The sequence below is a fragment of the Bacillus sp. FJAT-28004 genome (genome assembly GCF_001280845.1).
Taxonomy (GTDB): Bacteria; Bacillota; Bacilli; order Paenibacillales; family Paenibacillaceae; genus Pristimantibacillus.
Genome location: NZ_LGHP01000001.1, coordinates 4,851,373 through 4,873,221, shown reverse-complemented (window position 1 = coordinate 4,873,221; position 21,849 = coordinate 4,851,373). Strand labels below are relative to the sequence as shown.

19 protein-coding genes and 2 tRNA genes are annotated in these 21,849 nt (G+C 42.9%); 6 read left to right on the top strand and 15 right to left on the bottom strand.

Annotated features, from left to right (window positions below; genetic code table 11):
- Positions 1-233: 233 nt before the first annotated feature.
- From AC787_RS21135 to AC787_RS21115, 5 genes are all read right to left on the bottom strand, one after another.
- On the bottom strand, positions 234-728 hold the full coding sequence (locus AC787_RS21135; protein ID WP_054026591.1) for a CYTH domain-containing protein: 495 nt from the start codon (positions 726-728) through the stop codon (positions 234-236).
- Between the two features lie 21 nt (positions 729-749).
- The gene (locus AC787_RS21130) at positions 750-1,514 is read right to left on the bottom strand and encodes an AAA family ATPase (protein WP_054026590.1); all 765 of its coding nucleotides are present in this window, start codon (positions 1,512-1,514) and stop codon (positions 750-752) included.
- A gap of 44 nt (positions 1,515-1,558) precedes the next feature.
- Positions 1,559-2,725: a YecA family protein gene (locus tag AC787_RS21125; protein ID WP_054026589.1), complete on the bottom strand. Its 1,167-nt coding sequence runs from the start codon at positions 2,723-2,725 to the stop codon at positions 1,559-1,561.
- Between the two features lie 224 nt (positions 2,726-2,949).
- Entirely contained in the window at positions 2,950-4,065 is a 1,116-nt protein-coding gene (locus AC787_RS21120) for a slipin family protein (protein ID WP_054026588.1), read from the bottom strand.
- Positions 4,066-4,588: 523 nt separating this feature from the next.
- Positions 4,589-6,007 (bottom strand): RtcB family protein, encoded by a 1,419-nt coding sequence (locus AC787_RS21115; RefSeq protein ID WP_082360897.1) that lies wholly within the window; start codon positions 6,005-6,007, stop codon positions 4,589-4,591.
- A gap of 330 nt (positions 6,008-6,337) precedes the next feature.
- Between AC787_RS21115 and AC787_RS21110 the strand changes: the two genes are divergently transcribed.
- The 3 genes from AC787_RS21110 to katA all read left to right on the top strand — a co-directional run bounded on the left by AC787_RS21110 (position 6,338) and on the right by katA (position 10,000).
- Positions 6,338-7,651 carry a helix-turn-helix transcriptional regulator gene (locus AC787_RS21110; RefSeq protein ID WP_054026587.1) on the top strand — a complete coding sequence of 438 codons (1,314 nt, stop codon included), beginning with the start codon at positions 6,338-6,340 and terminating at the stop codon, positions 7,649-7,651.
- Entirely contained in the window at positions 7,638-8,453 is an 816-nt protein-coding gene (locus tag AC787_RS21105) for a WYL domain-containing protein (RefSeq protein WP_054026586.1), read from the top strand. Before AC787_RS21110 ends, AC787_RS21105 begins: the two co-directional genes overlap by 14 nt.
- 89 nt (positions 8,454-8,542) lie before the next feature.
- Positions 8,543-10,000 (top strand): catalase KatA, encoded by a 1,458-nt coding sequence (gene katA / locus AC787_RS21100; protein ID WP_054026585.1) that lies wholly within the window; start codon positions 8,543-8,545, stop codon positions 9,998-10,000.
- 82 nt (positions 10,001-10,082) lie between these two features.
- On the opposite strand, the gene AC787_RS21095 is transcribed toward katA, so the two are convergent.
- The 6 genes from AC787_RS21095 to AC787_RS21075 all read right to left on the bottom strand — a co-directional run bounded on the left by AC787_RS21095 (position 10,083) and on the right by AC787_RS21075 (position 12,672).
- Positions 10,083-10,158 (bottom strand) — tRNA-Phe (locus AC787_RS21095).
- 245 nt (positions 10,159-10,403) lie between these two features.
- Positions 10,404-10,871 (bottom strand): 8-oxo-dGTP diphosphatase, encoded by a 468-nt coding sequence (locus AC787_RS21090; protein WP_152970664.1) that lies wholly within the window; start codon positions 10,869-10,871, stop codon positions 10,404-10,406.
- 55 nt (positions 10,872-10,926) lie between these two features.
- Positions 10,927-11,349 (bottom strand): WecB/TagA/CpsF family glycosyltransferase, encoded by a 423-nt coding sequence (locus tag AC787_RS32980; protein ID WP_235561031.1) that lies wholly within the window; start codon positions 11,347-11,349, stop codon positions 10,927-10,929.
- Positions 11,330-11,500: a hypothetical protein gene (locus AC787_RS34875; RefSeq protein WP_235561030.1), complete on the bottom strand. Its 171-nt coding sequence runs from the start codon at positions 11,498-11,500 to the stop codon at positions 11,330-11,332. Before AC787_RS34875 ends, AC787_RS32980 begins: the two co-directional genes overlap by 20 nt.
- Before the next feature lie 147 nt (positions 11,501-11,647).
- On the bottom strand, positions 11,648-12,304 hold the full coding sequence (gene bshB2 / locus AC787_RS21080) for a bacillithiol biosynthesis deacetylase BshB2 (protein WP_054026583.1): 657 nt from the start codon (positions 12,302-12,304) through the stop codon (positions 11,648-11,650).
- Between the two features lie 23 nt (positions 12,305-12,327).
- The gene (locus tag AC787_RS21075) at positions 12,328-12,672 is read right to left on the bottom strand and encodes a YojF family protein (protein WP_054026582.1); all 345 of its coding nucleotides are present in this window, start codon (positions 12,670-12,672) and stop codon (positions 12,328-12,330) included.
- A 262-nt stretch (positions 12,673-12,934) separates the two neighbouring features.
- On the opposite strand from AC787_RS21075, the gene AC787_RS21070 reads away from it, so the two are divergent.
- The 3 genes from AC787_RS21070 (at position 12,935) to AC787_RS21060 (ending at position 15,862) form a co-directional block, all read left to right on the top strand.
- Positions 12,935-14,632, top strand: coding sequence for a methyl-accepting chemotaxis protein (locus AC787_RS21070; RefSeq protein WP_054026581.1), 1,698 nt, complete (start codon positions 12,935-12,937; stop codon positions 14,630-14,632).
- A gap of 71 nt (positions 14,633-14,703) precedes the next feature.
- Positions 14,704-14,928, top strand: coding sequence for a hypothetical protein (locus AC787_RS21065; RefSeq protein WP_054026580.1), 225 nt, complete (start codon positions 14,704-14,706; stop codon positions 14,926-14,928).
- 88 nt (positions 14,929-15,016) lie between these two features.
- Positions 15,017-15,862, top strand: a complete 846-nt coding sequence (locus AC787_RS21060; RefSeq protein WP_054026579.1) for a DUF4358 domain-containing protein — start codon at positions 15,017-15,019, stop codon at positions 15,860-15,862.
- A 74-nt stretch (positions 15,863-15,936) separates the two neighbouring features.
- Here the strand turns inward: AC787_RS21060 and AC787_RS21055 are convergent, their stop codons facing one another.
- The 4 genes from AC787_RS21055 to AC787_RS21040 all read right to left on the bottom strand — a co-directional run bounded on the left by AC787_RS21055 (position 15,937) and on the right by AC787_RS21040 (position 21,650).
- The gene (locus AC787_RS21055) at positions 15,937-17,016 is read right to left on the bottom strand and encodes a hypothetical protein (protein WP_054026578.1); all 1,080 of its coding nucleotides are present in this window, start codon (positions 17,014-17,016) and stop codon (positions 15,937-15,939) included.
- Positions 17,009-18,772, bottom strand: coding sequence for a class I adenylate-forming enzyme family protein (locus AC787_RS21050; protein ID WP_054026577.1), 1,764 nt, complete (start codon positions 18,770-18,772; stop codon positions 17,009-17,011). The genes AC787_RS21055 and AC787_RS21050 overlap by 8 nt, the downstream gene beginning before the upstream one ends.
- A gap of 166 nt (positions 18,773-18,938) precedes the next feature.
- Positions 18,939-20,438, bottom strand: a complete 1,500-nt coding sequence (locus AC787_RS21045) for a DHA2 family efflux MFS transporter permease subunit (RefSeq protein ID WP_054026576.1) — start codon at positions 20,436-20,438, stop codon at positions 18,939-18,941.
- A 1,136-nt stretch (positions 20,439-21,574) separates the two neighbouring features.
- Positions 21,575-21,650, bottom strand: a tRNA-Val gene (locus AC787_RS21040).
- Between the last annotated feature and the right edge of the window lie 199 nt (positions 21,651-21,849).

The following is a 21,849-nucleotide window of genomic DNA, read 5'->3' as shown; positions in this document are numbered from 1 at the left end:
CTTTTTTATCGCTTTTTTCGCTCATCCCGAAGGATTTGCGAGGCAGTTATTACTCGTTGTTCAGTTTTCAAAGAGCAATCTTTTCTTTCGTTTGTAATGCTTGTTTTGCTTGTTGTCCGCGTGTGTCTCTCGGCCAGAAATAGAATATACCATGTACATGCCTATAAGGTCAAGCGTTTAATTAAACTTTTTTGAAATAACCTTATTTCTTATGTAAATCCATGTTTATTCCTTCATTTGCTTTGCAGTTCACGCCAAACCTTCTTGTTGCTGTACTGACGCTCAGAGCTAATATCTTTGCCAAACCATGCTGGTGCTTCGAAAGCATTAGCAGTTTCTTCCGAGTCAAACTCAACCTCAAGCACAGAAAGCTCGATTTGGTCATAGGTATCAATCTCGATGATTCGTCCATTCCATTCGGCAGTCACTCTGTTTTTCGTCAATGGTACGAAGCCAAACGCGTTTACTACCTGTTCATAAATACTATTAGAAATCGAATATTCGATTTCCTCACGGGAAAGACCATTGCCTAGCTTAAAGGTATGAGTGAACGAAACTTCGCCGCTCGCTATATCAACAATTCGCCGAACGCGAAGTTCTTGATTCTCGTCGATAGCCAAATAAGTTTGCTCAATTCTATGTTCTGCGAGTACCTTAAGATCGTTTCCTTCTATTAATGCAGTTGGAAATTCCGGCAGCAAAAACTTGCGTTCAATTTCTAATGACATCTATAACAGCTCCTTTTTGTATTAGTCTTCTTCCAAAAAAAGCTCATCCAGCATTCTTTCTCTATTGTTAATGAACCGTTTCATAAGCATATAGTGATCGGTTTCCTCTAATTGTGTACGCTCGATGCCCTCAGTGGTCAAATTATAAATCACCGCGTCAGGATAGGCCATCAAAATCGGCGAATGTGTTGCAATAATAAATTGAGAGTGCTTCCCTACCAGTTGATTAATACGTGCAAGCATCGCCATTTGGCGAAAAGGAGAAAGTGCAGCCTCCGGCTCATCCATCATATAAAGGCCATTACCGTTAAAGCGATGGAGGAACGTTGCAAAAAAGGATTCCCCATGCGATTGCTGATGTAGTGACTTCCCGCCGTATGAATCTATAATGCGTGGCCCACTACCTAACTCGCGGTCCATTTGATCAATATTAGTCGCCAAATTATAATAGCTCTCCGCTCGAAAAAAGAACCCATCCCTCGGTTTGTTTACGCTGCGCACAAGCCGCAGATACTGATGAAGTTCTGAATGCGTAGCTTCTGTAGAAAAATTAAAGTTAATCGTCCCGCCCTCTGGATTAAAGCCAAGTCCAATCGCAATCGCTTCCATCAGCGTAGACTTGCCCATACCATTTTCCCCAACGATGTACGTTACTTTCGGATGAAACTCCAGCTCATCTAAGCTCCGAATAGCACTTAAATGAAACGGATAAGAATCGAAGGAGGGTACTGTCTCCCGAAGGAGCTTAACACTTCTTAAATAAAGACCTTGCTGGCTTTGTCTCATCCTGTACGCCTCCAAGTTCGATTATGTCTTATCTGATTCTACTATTAACCGCAGCATTTCTTGAACTTTTTCCCGCTTCCGCAAGAACAAGGATCATTGCGTCCGATTTTTTTCTTCGATTGTATATCGATCACTTCAGCTTGAGCAGTTGGAGCAGCTTGATTAGGTACATTATTCAGCACCATGCTCACGTTTGCTCGCTTGGCCGATAGCTCTTCAGGCGAATATCCTTTAATTGCCCACTGCTTCGTGCTATTCATTAAAGGTACGAGCAGATCAGTGATATTCCTCATTGTCTCCACGTTAGGAATTTCAATAAAGTTCTGTGCTAACTCAATAACAGAAGCTAAAGAATCTCCGTTTCTCGCAGCGTCAGAACATTCCTCAGCCATCAAGTAAGCTTCTTCACGGTCAATCTCATAGCGTTCTAGCACATAACGGACTAGATTCATATAGTGGCTGTTTCTCTCCACATAGTCTGCTTCTCCAGCTTTCAGAAGCTGCTGCTTCGTAAATGGACAATAATCCAGATCATGTCTGAGATCTCGATCTTTCACTATCGTCTCCGGATCTACCACCCGATAGTCGGATATATAGCCATTCTCATTAATGGAAAATTGCTCATAGTAGTCTTGGGCTGCAAACAAAATGTTCATGATATCATCTTGAGCAAGAGGGTGATCATCCTCTGAGATCACGAATGATTTCAGCTGATCTATCGTCAATGTCCCGTAATAATAAAGTAAGCCCTGCGTTAACCGTATCCATTCCGTGTTTCGATTAAGATTCGAATGCTCCTTTAAGAGCTCTCCTGATTTAATGGATTCCAACAGTTCAACAGGCATCATAACAACTTGTTTACCGTCTACCGTTCCAGGAAATAAAATACCGCGCTCTCGGAAATATTCATATTGCTGCAATTCAAGAAGAGGTTTGTCCCAAATACCTTCGTTTTTCACTATTTTCTGAACAAGCTTCAATCTATTATGGTCAAAGTAACGAGTCGCCATTTCTAGATTGCCTGGTATCATCTCTGAAAGCTTCTCAACAAGCCCTTGCTTATTGAGCGAGCTTAGGTTGCTAATATCCAAATTCGTACGAATTTTGGTTAATTGCTGCTTAGATAATGTGCTTAGCGCATCCGCATAAGATAACGGATAGGTTAGCAGAGGCCAAAATTTTTCCATTGCTTTATCTTGCTTTGTTGTCATAATAATCTCCTAACTCGTAGATGTATTTCATGCTCTTCTATGAATTATGAGTGTACACTCAAAAGACATGCAGGTTCAAAGATAACAAAAATCGAAGATGGAATCAAACAAATCCATTACTATTTTCATCATAAAATGTAAACTCGACCTATAAATTACGGATTCGAACGCAAATAAAAGCCTCACAGATCATCAATCGATCTACGAGGCTTATCCAAATGATATCATGATTTTTCAACACTTTTCACACTTAACAGCGAATTGAGCTGCTCTAGCAGATTTCCGCCGCCAGTAAGTGAAATGTTACCGATTTTCTCACAAATTTTCTCCAGAAATTCAAGCTCTTTCAGGCGATAAAGCGTGCCGTTCTCATCCATCAGCTTAGCGGTATTTAGCAGGCTGCGGGTCGAAGCGGTCTCTTCTCTGCGAGTTATGAGATTGGCTTGCGCCTTCTTCTCTGCGAGCAGCACCGTATTGAGGATGTCTTTAATATCACCTGGCAAAATAATATCTTTAAGTCCAGCCGATACAAACTGCACGCCGTAATGCTCCTTCTGCTCGTTCAAACGCGTAAGTACAAAATGGGCTATTTCTTGCTTCATACGCAGCAGATCATCAAGCTTCAACGTGCCGACATATTCGCGCAAAATAAGCTGCAGCAAAATATACACCTGCTCCTCGAACGACTTGATTTGAAACGCCTTTAGCGGATCAACAACCTTGTATTGGCACACAAAGTTAAGCCGAAGCGTCACTTTATCCTCCGTCATGATCTCTTGACCGGTCATGTCCAGCTGAAGCTGGCGCAAATCGACCGTCTTCACCTGTACGCTGGTTGGTCCCTTCCAGAAGTAATATTTTCCTGGACGAAGCTCACGCTGCAAAACGTTATTAAAAAATAACAGACCCGTTTCATAGCTGGCCACCTCGAACACCTGCATAAAGCTCTGCAGCCTCGGCAGCAGCGACCTATCAATCTCTGATGTTAGTTCTGGATTTCGAATGTCTACATGGATGAACGAATGCTTCTTCATCACATTCCAGAAGCCATATAAACCTGCATTCAGCAGTGTGGCAAATTTGCCGTCCTCAAAATGCAGCACATACTCGTAATCCTGCACATCGGCTATCGTCAGTTGCGCAGCAAGCTGCTCATCGTGCAGAAATAGATTCAGCTCCATATTTGGAACAGCGAATCGCTTCGCTATACTTTGCATAACAACGGTATCATCAGAAAATGAGGTATGGCGGTAAATGCCAGGTTGCAATAACTTAATATAACTGCCTTTCTTGAAAAGCAAACCTCGTTCATCGTTCTTAATAATCACTTTTTTAAACATGGTTAAGCACCTCTTTACGGGTTTGGTTGATCTTTGGAACAGGAGCTCTCCTGCGGCTAGGCCGGAATCAGGCTTAAGAAAGGAATAGAGCGGCTTTACAGCTTCGTCATCCATAGCCCAAATTCGAATTCACCTTCCATTCGTGTTCGGGCTATATACTACTCCGCTATAAGAGGCCGTCGACTCCGGTCGGTATCCACCGATTGCTTAGGCATCGCTGCAGTGAGTACGCCGAGGCTCACTCTGAGACCTCCTGTTTAAGATCGCATCAACAAATTTTTTTCTCCTTGGAAGGGAGTCATAGCGCTCTGAAGAGCAAGTTCGCTTTTTAGGCGATTGACATAGAGAGGGAGTGATCCCAGCTCCACCATTTGGGAGATTAAGACGATATGAGCGATACAGAATACAAGCGCATAGTATACGCATGCACTGCGGAATTTTTAGAAATCCCAGCCAAGGTACGCCATTCGTACATGAACCTCATCTATTATTGAAGTTATCTTTAATAGCGAATGAATAAAGATTAAATGCCTTTAATAGCGGCCATCGGCTTGCATTTGGCTACCACAGCAGCTAATGAAGCGCCAACAACGCTGTCGATGATCTGATCTACGTCTTTATACGCCTGCGGACATTCATCGAGAATGGTCTGCAAGGAGGCGTGGTTAACGAGTATCTCATCATCCGTCCCAACCTTCAGCGATTGTTCGAACTGATCAACCGTTACCAGCTGTTTCGTTGCTTTGCGCGATCTCGCTCGACCCGCTCCATGACAGATGGAATAGAAGTTTTTCAGTCCTTCTTCCTTCCCTACCATAATATAAGAGGATGTTCCCATAGAGCCCGGGATGAGCGCGGGATGCCCCGTCTCCTTATACACTGGTGTATTCAGAAAATGCCCCGGCGGAAGCGCACGCGTCGCTCCTTTGCGATGGACGAGCATCGGCTGGTTGCGGTGAAACTCCTTAAGCGCGTAATTATGCATCAGATCGTAGAGGACAGGCATTTCTAGTCCCGCTCCAAATACCTCCTGAAAAGCTTCACGAACACCAAATGCGATCATATGCCGGTTGCTTACGGCGAAGTTGAGCGCAGAATACATCAGGTTCAAGTAGGTCTGCCCTTCCTGACTCGCAATCGGGGCATAGATCAGATTGGGGTCTGGATTGCTCACGCCCCACTGATTCATCGCTTCCTTGATCACCTTATTGTGTTCACGTCCAACCATTCCGCCCCATGAACGTGAGCCGGAGTGAATCATGACGACAACCTGACCGTCGAACAACCCCCATTTTGCCGCCAAATCCGCATACTCCTCATTCAACTCCAAATACTGAATTTCAATAAAATGATTACCGCTCCCGAGCGATCCCAGCTGACCGCGTGCATATTTCAATATTTTCGGAGGGAGTTGCTTCAAATAAGCATGATCAAATCCGAACTGAGATTGTTCCACATGCGTCAGCCATTGCTCATTCGGTACATATTTCTCAGGCAGCCCCTTCAAGCCATGCTGCACGACACTCATCACATCAATATCATTGTAGTTCGAGTTCGTACGTTCGTTTGTCGGTACGTATTTCTCGATTGCTGTGATCAATGCTCTACGAATGTCTTTGTCAGCAAGCTCACGCTTATGAAGCGATGTCGTGTGAACGCGCATCCCGCAGCCGATATCCGAGCCGACGATCGAGGGAGACACGCAGCCGTCTTTCATATTCCATACCGCTGTCGTTCCAATGCAGGTTCCAATGCCAACATGCGCATCAGGGGTATAGCTCATATATTGATTCCGAGGAATTTGCAAATTATTGTTTGCCATTTCATATACTTTGTCTCCAAAGGTTTGGAGCACTTCTTCATTCGCAAATACGTGGAGCCGTCCATGCTCAAGCTCCATTTCATGGTGATTGCCTCCATGTTTCTTATGCTGCATTAGCATCCCAATACCTCCCGTGCTTCAAGCTACAAGTTTCATGACTCATTTGCTTGCTCGCGTCTTATGAGCTTTATATTGCCTTATTTTGGAGGCCGCGAACATGGTGAAAGTATTACGACCAAGCAAAAACGCATTCAGCGTCACTTGGAGGCTGAAGCAGCTTTGACGGAGAAATGTAAGACAAGTATGTGAAAAATATATACTTTCTTGTATTTCAAGCAAAAATGTCTTCGGCGTCTCTATATGAAGAGGAAAATTTTCCTATTTGTTCAAATTCGCTATCTTCCTGTTAAGATAGAAAAGAAGAGTGCTTATGATCGGGGGAACACATAAATGGCAAAAGAAAGCTTTGATAAGGAGATCCAGTTTCTGCGAATGCTCGTCCTAACGAGCGGTGCTTATAATCGCCAGCAATATGCAGACAGGCTGGGCATCTCTATCCATACCTTCGATAAGACCATTAAACGTCTAAAAGAGGTTGTGAATAGCGTCTACCAGCAGCTTCCTGAGGATAAGGGCAAGGAGTTTGCCGAGACGATTCGTTATAGCTATCTCGAATCTTCTGAACCGATGCTGCTGTTCCTATTTCGGGCCAAGTCGCTTAAAGAGTCGGAGAGCCAGCGTCTCTCCTTACTGCTTGCTGCTATGTACGAGAAATCGTTGACTGCAATGGAACTCCTCGATATATGCTGCAGCAGCATGCCGGAAGAGCTTTCGCTGCCAGACGAGAAAACGATACGAGGCGATCTAAAATATTTAGAGCAGGTAGGCGTCATCAAAAAAGAGCCTGGAACGCGGCCTTTTCGCTATCGAATATATAATGATCTAGTACGGGAGCTGTCAAACGACGAGCTGCTTCATTTATATGATTTTGTAGACATAATGGCGAATACACAGATTCCCTCCGTGCAGGGTTATTTGCTACGTGATGGTCTGAAGAAACACATGAATCGGAATCAGGTCGATTACGGCTTGGTTGAACCCTTCTTATATAAGTACCACTATTACTCTCGTATTCTGGACGAGGCTCATCTCTTTTCATTGCTTGCTGCGATACGGAATCGGCGTTTGGTCAGTTTTCTTTATTTTTCACCGAAAAAAGAAACAAGCTACACCTCCAAAAATACAAATCCGCTATTTGAGCGCGATACCGAAGGGCAAAAGGAAACACTGCTTCCGCTTAAAGTTGTCTACGATCATCAATATGGCCGTTGGTATCTGCTTGGCCATCACTCCCGCTACAGCCTTAAGAAATACCGTCTGGAAGGCTTAACTCAAATTTCTGAGGAGGATACTGCCCCTGAAGCGCTGTTCGAATCCAAAAGAAATGAGCTGGAGCAGCGGATCAAACATAGCTGGCTTATTGATACGGGCAAGCCCGTTCAGGTACGGGTTCGTTTCTTCCACCCTGGAGCTAACATCCCGAGTTTCGTGAAAGAGCGAGTACTGCTCCAAGGACAATGGGGAACGATTCTGGACGAGAGTGAAGAATCCTTCATCTATGAAATCGAGGTAAACGGAACGATTGAGATTAAACCATGGATTAGGAGCTTTGGTTCGAGCTGCGAGGTGCTAGCACCCATGAAGCTGAGGCAGGAAATGATTGAGGAATGGAAGGAGATAAAAAGCTACTATGAATCCTTTTGAGAAAATATTCAACTATCAGATTTTATCCAAGCTGGAAGGCTCCGGTACGTTCATCATTAGCGCGCATGAGCGAAGCTGGCTCAAGACAATGCTTGACCATCCAGCTGCTGCAGCTGCGGTAGCTCCGGAAACACTTATTCAAATGAAGACTATATTAGAAGAAGATCGGTCATTGGATACTGACGGGCTGATGCATAAGGCAGCTAGTAAAGAGAAACAAGTCTACCATCCGTACATTCGCCCGCTCCGGCAAGCTATCGCCAATAAGAGCCTTCTATATATAAGTTATAAAATTAAAGGAGATCGCACCTGCATGCAGCAAGAGTGCCTCCCCTATAAGCTGGAATACTCGATGGTTAAACGAGAATGGTATCTGCTCTGGTACCACATCAATCATCGGATGCTCATGAGCACGAAACTTGAGAATATGATCGAGAGCAGCGAGCAAGTCTGTCCGGCGGAATATTACGAGCGATTAATAGCCGTAGTTCATGGTTTAATGAAAAAACGCAGCATGAGCGCGCATATTCTTGTTGTCCCCGAATACAATGGAGAGCTCTCACGTATTTTGTATGCTTTTTCTTGCTTCGAGAAAGAAGTCAGCTATGCTGCAGACTCCAACGAATATACGATTCGATTGCACTTCTCAAGCAAAGACAGCGAATACGTTCTTTCAAAAACTCGCTTCCTTGGAAAGCGTGTCCGTATTATCGATGGCGAGCAGCTGCGACGCCGGATGCTGGAATCTGCGACAAAATCCCTAGCACGATATGCACATTTTGACGAAAAATTTTATTTATAATGATTATAAAATGATATTGATTTCCTACTAGAAAACGGTAACATATGGTATGAGGCGCAATCATACAAAATCAATGAGGTGAATCTATTATGAGTACTGAGAAGAACAAGCTCACGACTAGCTTTGGTGCTCCCGTTGGGGATAACCAAAACTCCATGACAGCAGGCTCACGTGGTCCCACATTAATTCAGGATGTTCATCTGCTTGAAAAGCTGGCGCATTTCAATAGAGAGCGTGTTCCAGAACGCGTTGTCCATGCCAAAGGCGCAGGTGCACACGGTTACTTTCAGGTTACGCATGATGTCACGTCTTATACCAAAGCTGACTTTTTATCCGAAGTAGGAAAACGCACTCCGATGTTTATCCGTTTCTCAACCGTAGCCGGCGAGCTTGGCTCTGCCGATACGGTCCGCGATCCACGCGGTTTTGCCGTTAAATTTTATACGGAAGAAGGAAACTATGATCTAGTCGGCAACAATACGCCCGTATTCTTTATCCGTGATGCGATTAAATTCCCGGACTTCATTCATACTCAGAAGCGTCATCCTCAAACCCACTTAAAAAATCCGAATGCGGTATGGGATTTCTGGTCCTTATCGCCCGAATCCTTGCATCAAGTTACGATCCTCATGTCTGACCGCGGTATTCCTGCTACGTTTAGACATATGCATGGCTTTGGAAGCCACACCTTCAAATGGGTGAATGACGCAGGTCAAGCCGTTTGGATCAAATACCATTTCAAAACAGAGCAAGGCGTCCAAAACATCTCTAATGAGGTGGCTGCCAAAATAGCTGGCGATAATCCTGATTATCATACCGAGGATTTATTTAATGCAATAGCAGATGGAGATTTTCCAGCGTGGAAGCTTTATGTCCAAATCATGCCGGAAGAGGATGCGAATACATATCGCTTCGATCCGTTTGACGTAACGAAGGTCTGGTCCCAAAAGGATTATCCATTAATTGAGGTCGGCCGCATGGTGCTTGATCGCAACCCTGAAAATTATTTTGCCGAGGTGGAGCAAGCGACATTCTCGCCAGGATCATTTGTACCAGGTATCGAAGCTTCACCGGACAAGATGCTGCAGGGACGTCTATTTGCCTACTCCGACGCTCACCGTTACCGGGTTGGCGCTAACCATAGTCAGCTGCCGATAAATCGCCCTGTCGCTCCGGTGAACAATCACCAGCGCGATGGCCAGATGCGTGCGGACGGCAACGGAGGAGCATCGATTTACTACGAGCCTAACAGCTACGGCGGACCAACTGAATCGCCGGAAAACAAGCCCGCTCCGTTCGAAGTATCAGGAAATGCAGACAGCGCTCCTTTTGACCATCATGACCACTATACACAAGCTGGCGACCTGTATCGTCTTATCAGCGAAGAGGAGCGCGCCCGCCTTATTGAGACGATCGTTGGCGCTATGAAGCCAGTTGAGAAAGACGAGATCAAGCTTCGTCAGATCGGCCATTTCTTCAAAGCGGACCCCGATTTTGGTCAACGGATTGCCGAAGGACTTGGCTTATCCATTTCACAGCAATCGTAATTGTTCTCATATCAGTTCATATAGTCATGCGGCTGTCGAATTCATTTCGATAGCTGCATGGCTTTTTTATTGTTTGTAGTTATGGTGGCTCGGGACGGAGTCGAACCGCCGACACTAGGATTTTCAGTCCTATGCTCTACCGACTGAGCTACCGAGCCTTATTGTTTAATGTCTCTGAAAATACAAATAGCCCCTCATCCGAAGGGACGAGAAGCCGTGGTACCACCCTAAATTAGAACTTCTCTGCAACAAAAACAGAAATGTTCTCACTTTAATTAATAACGGTTAACTAACCGTACAGTACGTTAAGAACCACAAAAAGTTAACACTTGGAATTAATAAAAACATATTCATCGACTAAAATGCCTATTGGATCAATAAAAAACGGCTAATACATGTTCATTTATGTTCTTTTGATGTATTCATCATATTGTCGATCTTCTTTCCATCTCGTATGGATTTCAAACACACCATCCTCAAAAAAGAGCGGTAATCTCCTTCTAAATGAATCTTGCATAGGGATTGAATCTAATGCATTAATATGTATCCATTCGGATTTTCCTTCTTTATGGTCAGCCAAAAGATCTCCTTCGAATTCCGAAGTCATGTAATTAAAAATCATGTATCTTTCTGGTTTAAACGGGTTGATATATTCCGCAAGTCCCTTATATTTTAAGTTTTTAACGGTTAAACCCGTTTCCTCTTTAACTTCACGAATCGCCCCTTCCACAGGACTTTCAAAAAACTCTACTCTCCCGCCAGGTGCAATATATCCACTGTAATCATCATGTGTACGATTCATCAATAATAATTTACTACCATTCATAATCAAACAAACCGTATATATTTTATGCGGAATGATTTGCTCCAATTAAACATCCTCCAGAAGGTTATAGTTGCCGTTAGTTGATTGTCTTGAACAATGACTATAGACGATTATTTTCTTTAAAGAACAATGCTTTCATTGCAAAACGGGGTAAAATTAATTGTCTTTTCCATCTAGAAGGCTGTTTTATTAATCGGTAAAGCCATTCCAAATTTGTCTTTTGCCATATTACCGGCGCCCTCTTTACTGTTCCAGCGATCGTATCAAGGCTCCCGCCAACGCCAATCGCAACTCTAGCATTTAGTGTGTTTTTAAACTTATGAATCCAAAATTCAGCTTTAGGGGCACCTAGAGCAACAACTAAAACATCCGGGCTCAAGTTCGTTATTTCATCAACAATTCGCGCCTCTTCCCTATGATCAAAAAAACCATGATATCTTCCGAGTATAGATACGTTTGGGTATTTCATATTTATTACTTCTGAAGCCTTTTTACTCGTCAACTCACTTGCACTCTGAATCATGTTGACAAGACATGCTGATTTCTGGATTCAACGTCACTACATGGAACAGTTCAGCTTTATTTTTCGTTATGACTTGGTCTATTAAATCTACGGTTTCATTCATCGTTATTTTTGGGACTGGAATACCCATGATTTGTGAATAGTTCTCCATTAGATCCACCTTGGTTTTTTATCCACATTTTAACATAAACAAAAAACTCAAACTATCCCTGTTATTTCATACTCTTAACCCAGCGCATAACTAACATAAAAAAAGCTCTAAGGACAATTCCTTAGAGCTGCTTATCTATGAGTATTTTCAAGCGAATGGGTAGATCCAGAACCGCTCCGTTCCAAAACGTTCTTGTATTTCCTCATCCTGAAGTGTCTTGTTGCCCATTAACTCAGCCGCTTGAAACTGAGAACGATGGGCTTGTATAGAAGCCATTTTTTGATGCAAAAACGGCTTAATATCATTCACAATATGTGGTTTCCCTATGGCTTGCTGATGGTTTTTGGAAAAAGCTACGCAATAAACAATGGGTCTCTCCGCCTGTGGAAGTCTGCTGACCGTCCTAATAACTGACGCTCCGCATGCATCATGGTCGGGATGAACGCTGTAGCCTGGATAAAAGGTGTACACAATCGAAGGGTTCAGCTCCTTAATGAGAGCCTCTATCCGCCCATCCAACTGCTCATGATCTTCAAATTCGATCATTTTATCATGGAAACCAAGCATACGCAGATCCTGTATCCCAATAGCTTGGCAGGACTCCTCTAGCTCAAGTTTACGTATTGCTGGTAGAGTGACCCGATTAGCAAACGGAGGAATCCCCATGTTTCGGCCCATTTCCCCGAGTGTTAAGCAAGCATATGTCACATGGGCTCCTTCTTGGATATGCTTAGCTAGCGTTCCCGATACCGAGAAGGCCTCATCATCCGGATGCGGCAGTATCACAACAATATTTTGTCCCACAGAATTTCTAATCTCCTCTCTCATCAGAAGGGTACTCTGCTTAACTGCAGCGATACGACAAGTTTTCCTTGCCCATCATGTCCTGCCAGAATCAGCCGCTCCATCTCATTCTCGTCCCAGTGGGTAAGCCCTTCCGAATAAACCCAGCCTTGATTCATTTTCAATCCAACTCGATAGGGACCGCTCCCTGCAATTGAACCATGAGTATAACGAATCATAGCATTCGTAAGGAAGTTTGCTGCTGGATGCTTTGAGCTGTCTAGATGAGCAGCATAAGCTCCTGTAGTCATTTCAAGATGAATATAAAGTTCCTGATTTTTGAAGCTATCTATCCTTTGCTGCACTTTTTGTTGATTAATCAGCTGCAACTTTATCCCTCCCCCTATTTCAGAACAACCATATCAATGAATCTGATATTGAAACAATTTTATCATACTTGCACGAAAAGAAATAACCAATACGCAATGCCAATTCTACGATATATATGATATACTAACTTGCTATTTTATAGAGCATCAATACTAGATTTCATTTATATACTCGTTCGGAGGAGATAATAAAAGCAATAATCATAATCATTTTGCCTTAAACCCATTTAAGCATTTTCAAGAATTGTTTTGGAGGATACATATGAGAAACCTATCGATTAGCAAAAAACTGCTTGGAGGATTTATTTCTGTCCTCATTTTATTAACATTGATTTTAACCATTAATTTGGTGCAGCTCATTTCCCTTAATCGTACATATACGGACTTAATTGAAGATCGAACACAAAAAATGCTGCATGTTAAGAATATGGTTATAGCTATAAAATCCGAACAAGTTGCCGTACGAGTATACGTCATGCTTGGTGATAAAACCTCACTTAACGGAATATCTGCTGCTCATGAAAATTATAGGAGTATCAGTAAGCAGCTAGCAACTACAATTAACACTCCTTCAATGATCGAATCACTCAAACAATCCGATCTCATCGAGAACGAGTATTTCCAACTTGTCGAAAAGGTCATCAGCCTCAAAGAGCAAGATCAAGAGCATGAGTATACAACTCTCCTTGCGAATCAGGGCCGCACCATAATAGCAAAGATTGAGAAAGTCCTAGCGGACATGGAAGCCTATCAACAAGAGCAATTGAACATAAGCGCAGAGAAGGCATCCAAACAAGTAGATGACGTTATCAGCTTGGTCATTATACTCGGGATCATCGCTCTCGTGCTTGGTGTATGCATCGCTTTAATTATAGGTCGACTCATCACCAGACCCATTATTGAAGTTGTTAAAGCAGCAGAGAAAATTGCTTCAGGGGATCTTTCAGGCAAAGCCATTATCATAAAAAATAATGATGAAACAGGTATGTTGGCCAGTTCCTTCAATACGATGGCTGATAATCTTAGAACCCTTATCAAACAAGTAGATTCTAATGCAGAGCAAGTTGCCGCTTCCTCAGAGGAATTAAGCGCAAGCGCCGAACTAACTTCTTTGGCAACTGAACAAATTGCGGTCACAGTGCAGGATGTTGCCTCCGGTGTTGATCTGCAAGTGAAGCTCGTTAGCGAAAGCTACCAGACCATTAATGAAATGTCTGTCGGATTTCAGCAAATCGCTGAAAATACACATACCGTCTCATTCAAAGCTTCCGAAGCGTCGGAGAAAGCTTTACTCGGGAATGAATCGATTAAAACAGCCGTTACACAAATGAGCTCAATTAACGATACTGTTAATGGACTTGCTTCAGTTATCGAGGAACTTAACGCACAATCAAATGAAATCAACCAAATTGTTGGAGTTATATCGGATCTTTCCGCACAGACCAATCTGCTCTCACTTAACGCCGCTATCGAGGCAGCAAGAGCTGGCGAGCATGGGCGCGGCTTTGAGGTCGTAGCAACTGAGGTGCGCAAGCTATCCGTGCAATCGACACAATCAGCTCAGCAAATCGCCTCTCTGATCTCTACGATACAGATCGGAATGCATCAAGCAGTTCATTCTATGGATGCTGTAACCAAGGAGGTTCTGTCAGGCATTTCCCTTGTCAATACAGCAGGAGATTCCTTTGAATATATACAAAATGCTGTTAATGATGTCGCATTTGAATCCGTGAAGGTTTCCTCAGCTGTGCAGCAGCTGACGGCCGGTGTCGTCGAAATTACCGGATCGATGAAAATGATTTCTGAGGTGACACAAAACGCTGCCGCAGGAACAGAACAGGTTATAGCCTCCACACAGGAACAACTATCCTCTATCGAAGAGATATCTTCCTCGTCTAGCGCGCTTGCCAAAATGGCGGAGGATTTACAGCGTAACGTTAATCGCTTCAAAACTAGTTAAATGAACTAATGTTTCACCTCCGACTTTTTATGGTATACTGCTACAATATTAATATGCAGGAGGCTTACCTTATGAAAATTTATGTTATTCAATCATTCAATGAGGATGGTTTGGAAAATGTGTATGTGGGCTCAGATGAGGAAAAAGCATTATCGTTGAAAGCAGCTGACTTTGACAACTGCGATGCCCTCTTTGTTGAAATCTGGGAAGATGGCGGGAAAACGGACGATTTCCGACTTGTGGAATCACCCGAGGATGAAGAAGCTGACGATTCAGTTAGCGAAGAAATTCAGTAACTCCATTCATAAATAACAAGTAACTGTGCAACCTTTTGTCGAACACTGCCGTCTAGTGTTCGACTTTTATTTTTAAGGAGAGACATACATGCTACATATGAAGAAATCATTATCCAAAATGGCCGTACTCGCACTCACCGTTTCGATGCTCGCTGCAGGCTGCAGTGATGCCGGGAAAGAAGAACCAGCAAAGAATGCATCAGGCAATGAGACAACCGTCACGGAACAGCCAACCGCTCCTCCAGCAACAGAAGAACCAACGGTTACCGATGCTCCAACTAGCACTGAAGCAACTGAGCCTGCAGAAACGGAAAAGCCAACTGCAACAGAAGACACAACTAAAGAAAATGAAACCGGCGTAAAACCTTCCGCTACAGCAAAACCGACTCAAAAGCCATCAGGTGCAAAACCTGATCAGAAGCCGGCTGCAACAGCGAAGCCTACACAAAAACCGACGCAAAAACCAACGGTCAAACCGACACAAAAACCGGGTGCTACACAAAAACCTAGCGCAACGCCTAAACCTCCTGTGAAGCCGTCAACAGACATTAAGGTTTCGGATATCACGACTAAAATTACGACCGATCTCGAATATCCGATGCTTGGTAATGTAGAAGCTGAGCGTTTGAAGGATGTTTTTGGAACTGATTTTGATGGTCTCGTAACTGAAGGCGTATATTTGCAAGCGATGATGAACGTTAAAGCTACTGAGCTCGCTATCGTCAAGTTGAAATCCGATAAAAGCTACGATGCTGTAGCTGAAGCTTTTGAAGCACGAGCAGCGGACATTCAAAAAACGTTTGAAACCTATTTGCAAGATCAGTATGAGGATGCTAAAAACTACAAAATTGTTAGAAACGGAAATTACGTGATGCTGTCCATCTCGCATGATCAGGATGCAGTTCTTAAGATTTTCAACAGTTTCTTTAAATAATACGTGCAATTACAAAAAACCTGACCGACAGCGGTCAGGTTTTTTTATGGTTTTGAAACATTTTGCCCCAAATCTTACGACGGTGCATTTCTCGTCTGCTTGGCCAAGAACGTTCTGGAGCTAGCACGCAGCAGTGTTGTAACAGCTATACATTCAAATAAGGTCAATAATAGCAGCATAAAGTCCTGCGCAACGCTCATACTTGCCACACTCCAACCTAGCAGAAAAAGATTGGTCCGCATGAACAAGATATGACCGAAAAACGTTACGATGCTGAATAAGCTAATTATTTTATGATAAGTTTGAACGGCTGGGAGCTTAATACAAATCATTCCGTAAAAAAGAAGCAGTGTATTCGGAAACATACTGAATGCAAGCTTATAATCCGTCGTCCATTCACTAAATCGAAGCAGCAGCAGCGTTTCCACAACCGTTAAAACGATTGCGGAAATCAGAATGGGTTTTACTTTAATTTGCATCAGCTTGGTCTCGTACTTTGCCAGCAAAACGCCCCAAGCAACGAATGTGAATCCGAAACCTATATATCTCGTCACAAATAAATACAAATAATCAATATAGGCAGGGTCGATCGAGGGGAAGCTTCCAGCTGATATACCGAATAATGTTTTCAGGCTTCCTGAAACAAACTGCATGCCAACAAATCCAGTCAGCGTCAGTATAAGAGCAAGGCGAATGTATTGTTTTTGGATAAGCCAATAAGCAGTTAATAAACCAAACACAAGCGGCGGAATAAACCAAAATTGAATGAATGGTCCGTTCAGGAAAAAAGCTATAAACAGAACCTTCGCTTGGATAAAGAGATTTCCTGCCGATAATCCGTCGCTAATCAGATTAGGAACGATGCTCTCAGCAATAAAAAGACAGCAAAACAGGCAATAGATGATTCCAAGACGCAGCACATATTTTTGAATATATAAACGAGAGCTTGCTGCATGACTCCAGCCTTTATAGGCTAAAAAACCAGCTACAACATAGAAGCAGGGCACAACTATTCTTGTAGCAAGACCAGAAAACTGGACAATTGCTTGCCCCGGCATTAGAGCCATATAGCGTAAAAGCATGAGATGCGCTACAAGCACAAGTAAGGAGCCAGCTAGCTTGAATAGCGTTATTCCCGGATAGTATTTACGCATTTCTTCTCAACTCTCCTGTCCCATTCAGAACCAACGATTTAATTTCGGCTACTGAAATTTTACCCGTCGGTGAAAGAGGGAATACAGGCAAAAACACAAAATAACGTGGAAGCTTAAATGTCGATAAATACGGAGCCAAATCATTTTTCAGCATATTATCGTTTAGAATGGCTCCCTGCTTGGCTACAATACAGGCACATATCTGCTCACCATAAAGCTCATCCGGCACACCAATCACGAACGCATCCTCCACATCCTTATGTCGCAACAGCACGTTCTCAATTTCTACCGGAGAAATTTTTTCTCCGCCCCTAATAATTGTTCTGTGAAGCCGACCAGTAATGGTTAAATGTTTACGTTCATCTAGAAATCCTAAATCTCCGGATTTATACCACCCATCTGCCGTCATACTAGCCCTATCGTTAATCTCGCTGGTGTAACGCATTACCCGATGACTTCGAATGGCAATTTCACCATGCTCATGCGGCGGCAGCGTCTCTCCCGTCTCCGGATTTAATATTTTCACCTCTACGACCTTATCAACCCTACCCCCAATGCTGTAAGACCCTTTTTCAAATTCCTTATACTGAATTAATCCGTTTAATAGATTTAAGTGTCTCAGCAGCTTATAAAGCAAATATAAAACTATGTTTTGCCTCCGATTAACGAAACAAGTTCCATTTGCAACCGCACCTGCTTCCGAAGAGCCATAACTTACCATGAAAAAGTAGAGGTTCAAGCCTTTCATTATTTTTTGCAATATCGTATTGTTAACCGCCGCTGAAGTAAACGCTACGCCAAGCAGTGATTTCAAATCGTATTCATTTCTATTGGGAGACAGTACCATCTGTTGAATCATATATGGCGTACCGATAAGAACTTTGCACTTTTCCTTCTCAACAGCTGCTAAGGCGTTTATCGGGTTAAAGTGGCTAAGCATAACCATTCGAATATTATAAGTTTTTAAGCTTGCAAATAAAGTACCAAATCCTCCAAGATGATAAAGCGGCAACAGATTCATAACCGAGAAATTACGAGTAAATCGATCACTAATTTTCATAACCATGGCAATGCCTCTCTTAGGCTCACCCACATTTTCAGTAGATAATAAGAATGAAGCTGTGGAACGCAGTACCCCTTTTGGAAGGCCGAGCGTACCCGATGTATAAAGAAGAATAAGAGGATCACTCGAGACATTCGTTTCACATGCAGTTAAAAACGTCTGTTCTTCTATGGCTGCACCAAGCAAACGTAAATCCGAATAGGGCTGAAAAGGCTCGTTTACTTTTCCCTCTTCATCCAGAATGAAAATATGTTTCGGGAGCCAATCATGATCTATTCCCTCTTTACTCAAATCCTCTATCATTTCCTGCATGATAGTCGGATAATGAATATGCTGTCCTTGAGCTCCCATAATGATGGCTGCAGGGCGAGAATCTTTCAAATAATGCTCAAGCTCCTGTTTCTTTGAGTATGTATTAAGCGGGACAATAATAGCACCAACGCAGGCTGCTGCAAACATCGAAATAATCATTTCCACCCTGCCTGGCATGATTATGACAATAGAGTCGCCTTTTTTAACCCCTAGTTGAAGAAGGCTCTTCGCTAGCAAGCGAACCTCTGCCCAAATCATTAACCATGTATAATGCTGATTAGCAGCTGGATAACTGTATGCCACATCATGAGGGTAATCAGCTGCTCTTTTCTGCAACATATACGGAATTGTATCCCTGCTCAAGCTACTTTTATTCTTCATTGCCTTACCCCCATATTTATAAAATAAATGAGATAATCCTTATTATCTTCCGTGTCATACTATGAATATTAATAATATAACACTGAGTTGGTTCTTAATAAAGAACATTTTTATAAAAAAAAGCGCCTAAAGGGCTTTTATAAAAGCTCTTTCGACGCAACTCTTATCATTTGGCAGAAACTGTGGATGGCACCGGCTTAGTTATCGTTTTTTCTATAACCACATTACCCTTGATTTCATCTTTACGCTTCGCTTTGCCCACGAATAAACTAAGCGGCAGTGCGACGACTGCAACCAACGTAGCAACAACATACACATCGTTAATGCTCATCGTGAAGGACATCATCTCAATGTGCAGCTTATCAACATCGCCAGCCTTCATGAAATCGGTAGCATGTGTAATCGACCTGGAAGCAAGCATCGTTGTAAAAATAGCAATAGCGAACGAGCCAAACACGTTCCGCGTCCAGTTCGTTATCGCAGAAGCATGCCCCGACAACTCCGCTGGAATTTGCTCCATTGCAGCGTTGCTTGATGGCATAACGACGAGTGCGATTCCGATGTTACGAACGATCATCCACCATATGATGTAGGAATGCGAAACATCGAGGCTTAACCAGCTTAACGCCAGCGTTCCGACCGTCAGCAGCACGATGCCGCTTGACATTAGCCAGCGCGGACCAATAATGCCGTACAGCTTGCCGACAACGGGCATAAGCAGCGCCATTGCGAGCGAAGCCGGCAATAAAATCATGCCCGTATCCATCGCGGATACATGCTGTATTCTTTGTAGAAATACCGGCGTGAGCAAGGTTCCTGAATACAAGCTGATTGTTATGATGTTAGCGATAATGGCATTCAGCGTAAAACGACCATTTTTGAATACGCGTAGATTAAGCAACGGCGTTTCTGCCGTTAGCTCTCGCCAAATAAATAATATGAGAGAAATCCCACCGAGTACGAACAATGAAACAATTTTCCATGAGCCCCAGCCCCAGTTATGGCCTTGCCCCAGTGCAAGCAGTAAGGATGAACTGGACACTATAACCGTTAGGAAGCCTAGTGCATCGAAGCTCTTCGGAACGTTCATACGATAATAAGGAATATATGCATAAACGCATCCGATTGCGATCAGTCCGATTGGCACGTTCATAAGAAACAGCCAGTGCCAATTCATATTTTCCAGCACCCAGCCGCTGATCGTAGGTCCAAATGCAGGAGCCAGCATCGCAGATAGCCCCCAGAATGCTACTGCCATCGCTTGCTTATCTTTTGGAATGATTTGATAAATGATCGACATTGTTGCCGGTATAATTAAACCACTGAATGCGCCTTGTATTACACGAAACAAAATGAGTGAGCCTTCGCTCCAAGCCGACGCACACAATATCGACGTCAGGGTAAACCCAATTAACGAGAATAAGTACAGACGTCTATAGCTGAATCTTTCACCTAAGTAACCTGCAATTGGAGCTGTAGTTCCCATTGCGAGCATAAAACCAGTTAACGTCCATTGAACGGAACCGAGAGTTGTTTCAAAATGATCCTTCAAAATCTCGAGCGCCAAGTTTATCGTAGCTGAAGCCAATACGCATAAAAAGGACCCAATAAAAATAGCAATCATGACTGGCCAAAAACGTACCTTCAGACCTTCTGCTTGATTCATGTGATCGTTCCACTCCTTATATATTTACTTTAGAACTTAACTATTATAGTTTAGCGCTAAAGTAATATCAATGGAAATTATAAAATCGATCACACTTGCTCCGCTGAATCAATTTTTTACATTCATTTCAGTTGAAAATGGCCATAGCCTCAGAGCAGAAACTCTGAGGCTATGACATTTGAATCGCATCGTTCGTATTAAGATTCGCGATAACGAACCGCCGCGTTTGCTTCTCAGGTAAAAGGAAGTATGTTAAATAATTAATGAATTTATTAAATTGGTAGTGCACAGCTTTTTAGTTTGCATTACTTGTTAAATTGTTACTTTGAGTTGTCAGCCTATGTTATTGGATCAGTTTCATACTTCCCGTCCTCCAGCTCCTGAATTGTTTTGTCCTACTTACTTCGGGACGGTTTTATTCAGGTACGGATGCCGTAAAGTGCGGATATACACAAATATCCGCTCGCTGAGGAAGGACCGGATTTAGTTTATCTTGAGATGCTGTGGCTTGTTTGCCTAACCTATTTCCGAATCCCCTTTATATTAATAATATTTAATTACCAATGCATACTTAAGTGAATTTCGACAACTATAAATAGTTAGTTATTAATAGTGAATATATTAATGATTACATTAACTTAATACGAACTTGATGGGTTCTCTACTACTGCTAGTCAAAGGGAGCAACGATAAGATAGCAATATAAGCTGTTCATCGTGTCGGTATGTCTACGTTGCATAAACTACAATAGAAACCTAACGTGAGCTGCCAAATGAGCAGCTGCATTGCAGAAATACAGCAGAAACAGCCCTCATAGCGGAAAATAAGGGCTCATCAAGTAAAACTATTGTACAAACTGCAGTCTAGCTAGTGAGCTAGCGTTAGTATGGTGCTTTCTATTGTATAAACTACAATAGATTTTAACTCCATACTCAACATATGGGCGCTAGTTAAACTCTGATACGCAAAGAGGGCTACCTATCATCCACTACACAGGATAAAGGGCAGCCCTCTTCAATTAGTTCTCATTGCATTACTCAGAATGCTATAAGCAGTATCACATGTTCAGTGAATAAATGATGCCTAAAAATAAAAAAACATTGTTCACAAGGAACAATGGCATGTTATGAAAGTTATGGTGGAGGATGACGGGATCGAACCGCCGACCCTCTGCTTGTAAGGCAGATGCTCTCCCAGCTGAGCTAATCCTCCATGGAAACACTAAAACCCACTGCGAGTGGGAATGTTGCTTCATTGTGCGTTTTTGCACATTGAAAACTGGATACTTTTGCACATTGAAAACTGGATACGAAAGTTTAGGCTTGCTGAAGCCTTAATGCTGCTGTCTACCGGATGTATGGGTCACGGTAAACGTGTTTAGGATAAGCCCTCGACCGATTAGTATTCGTCA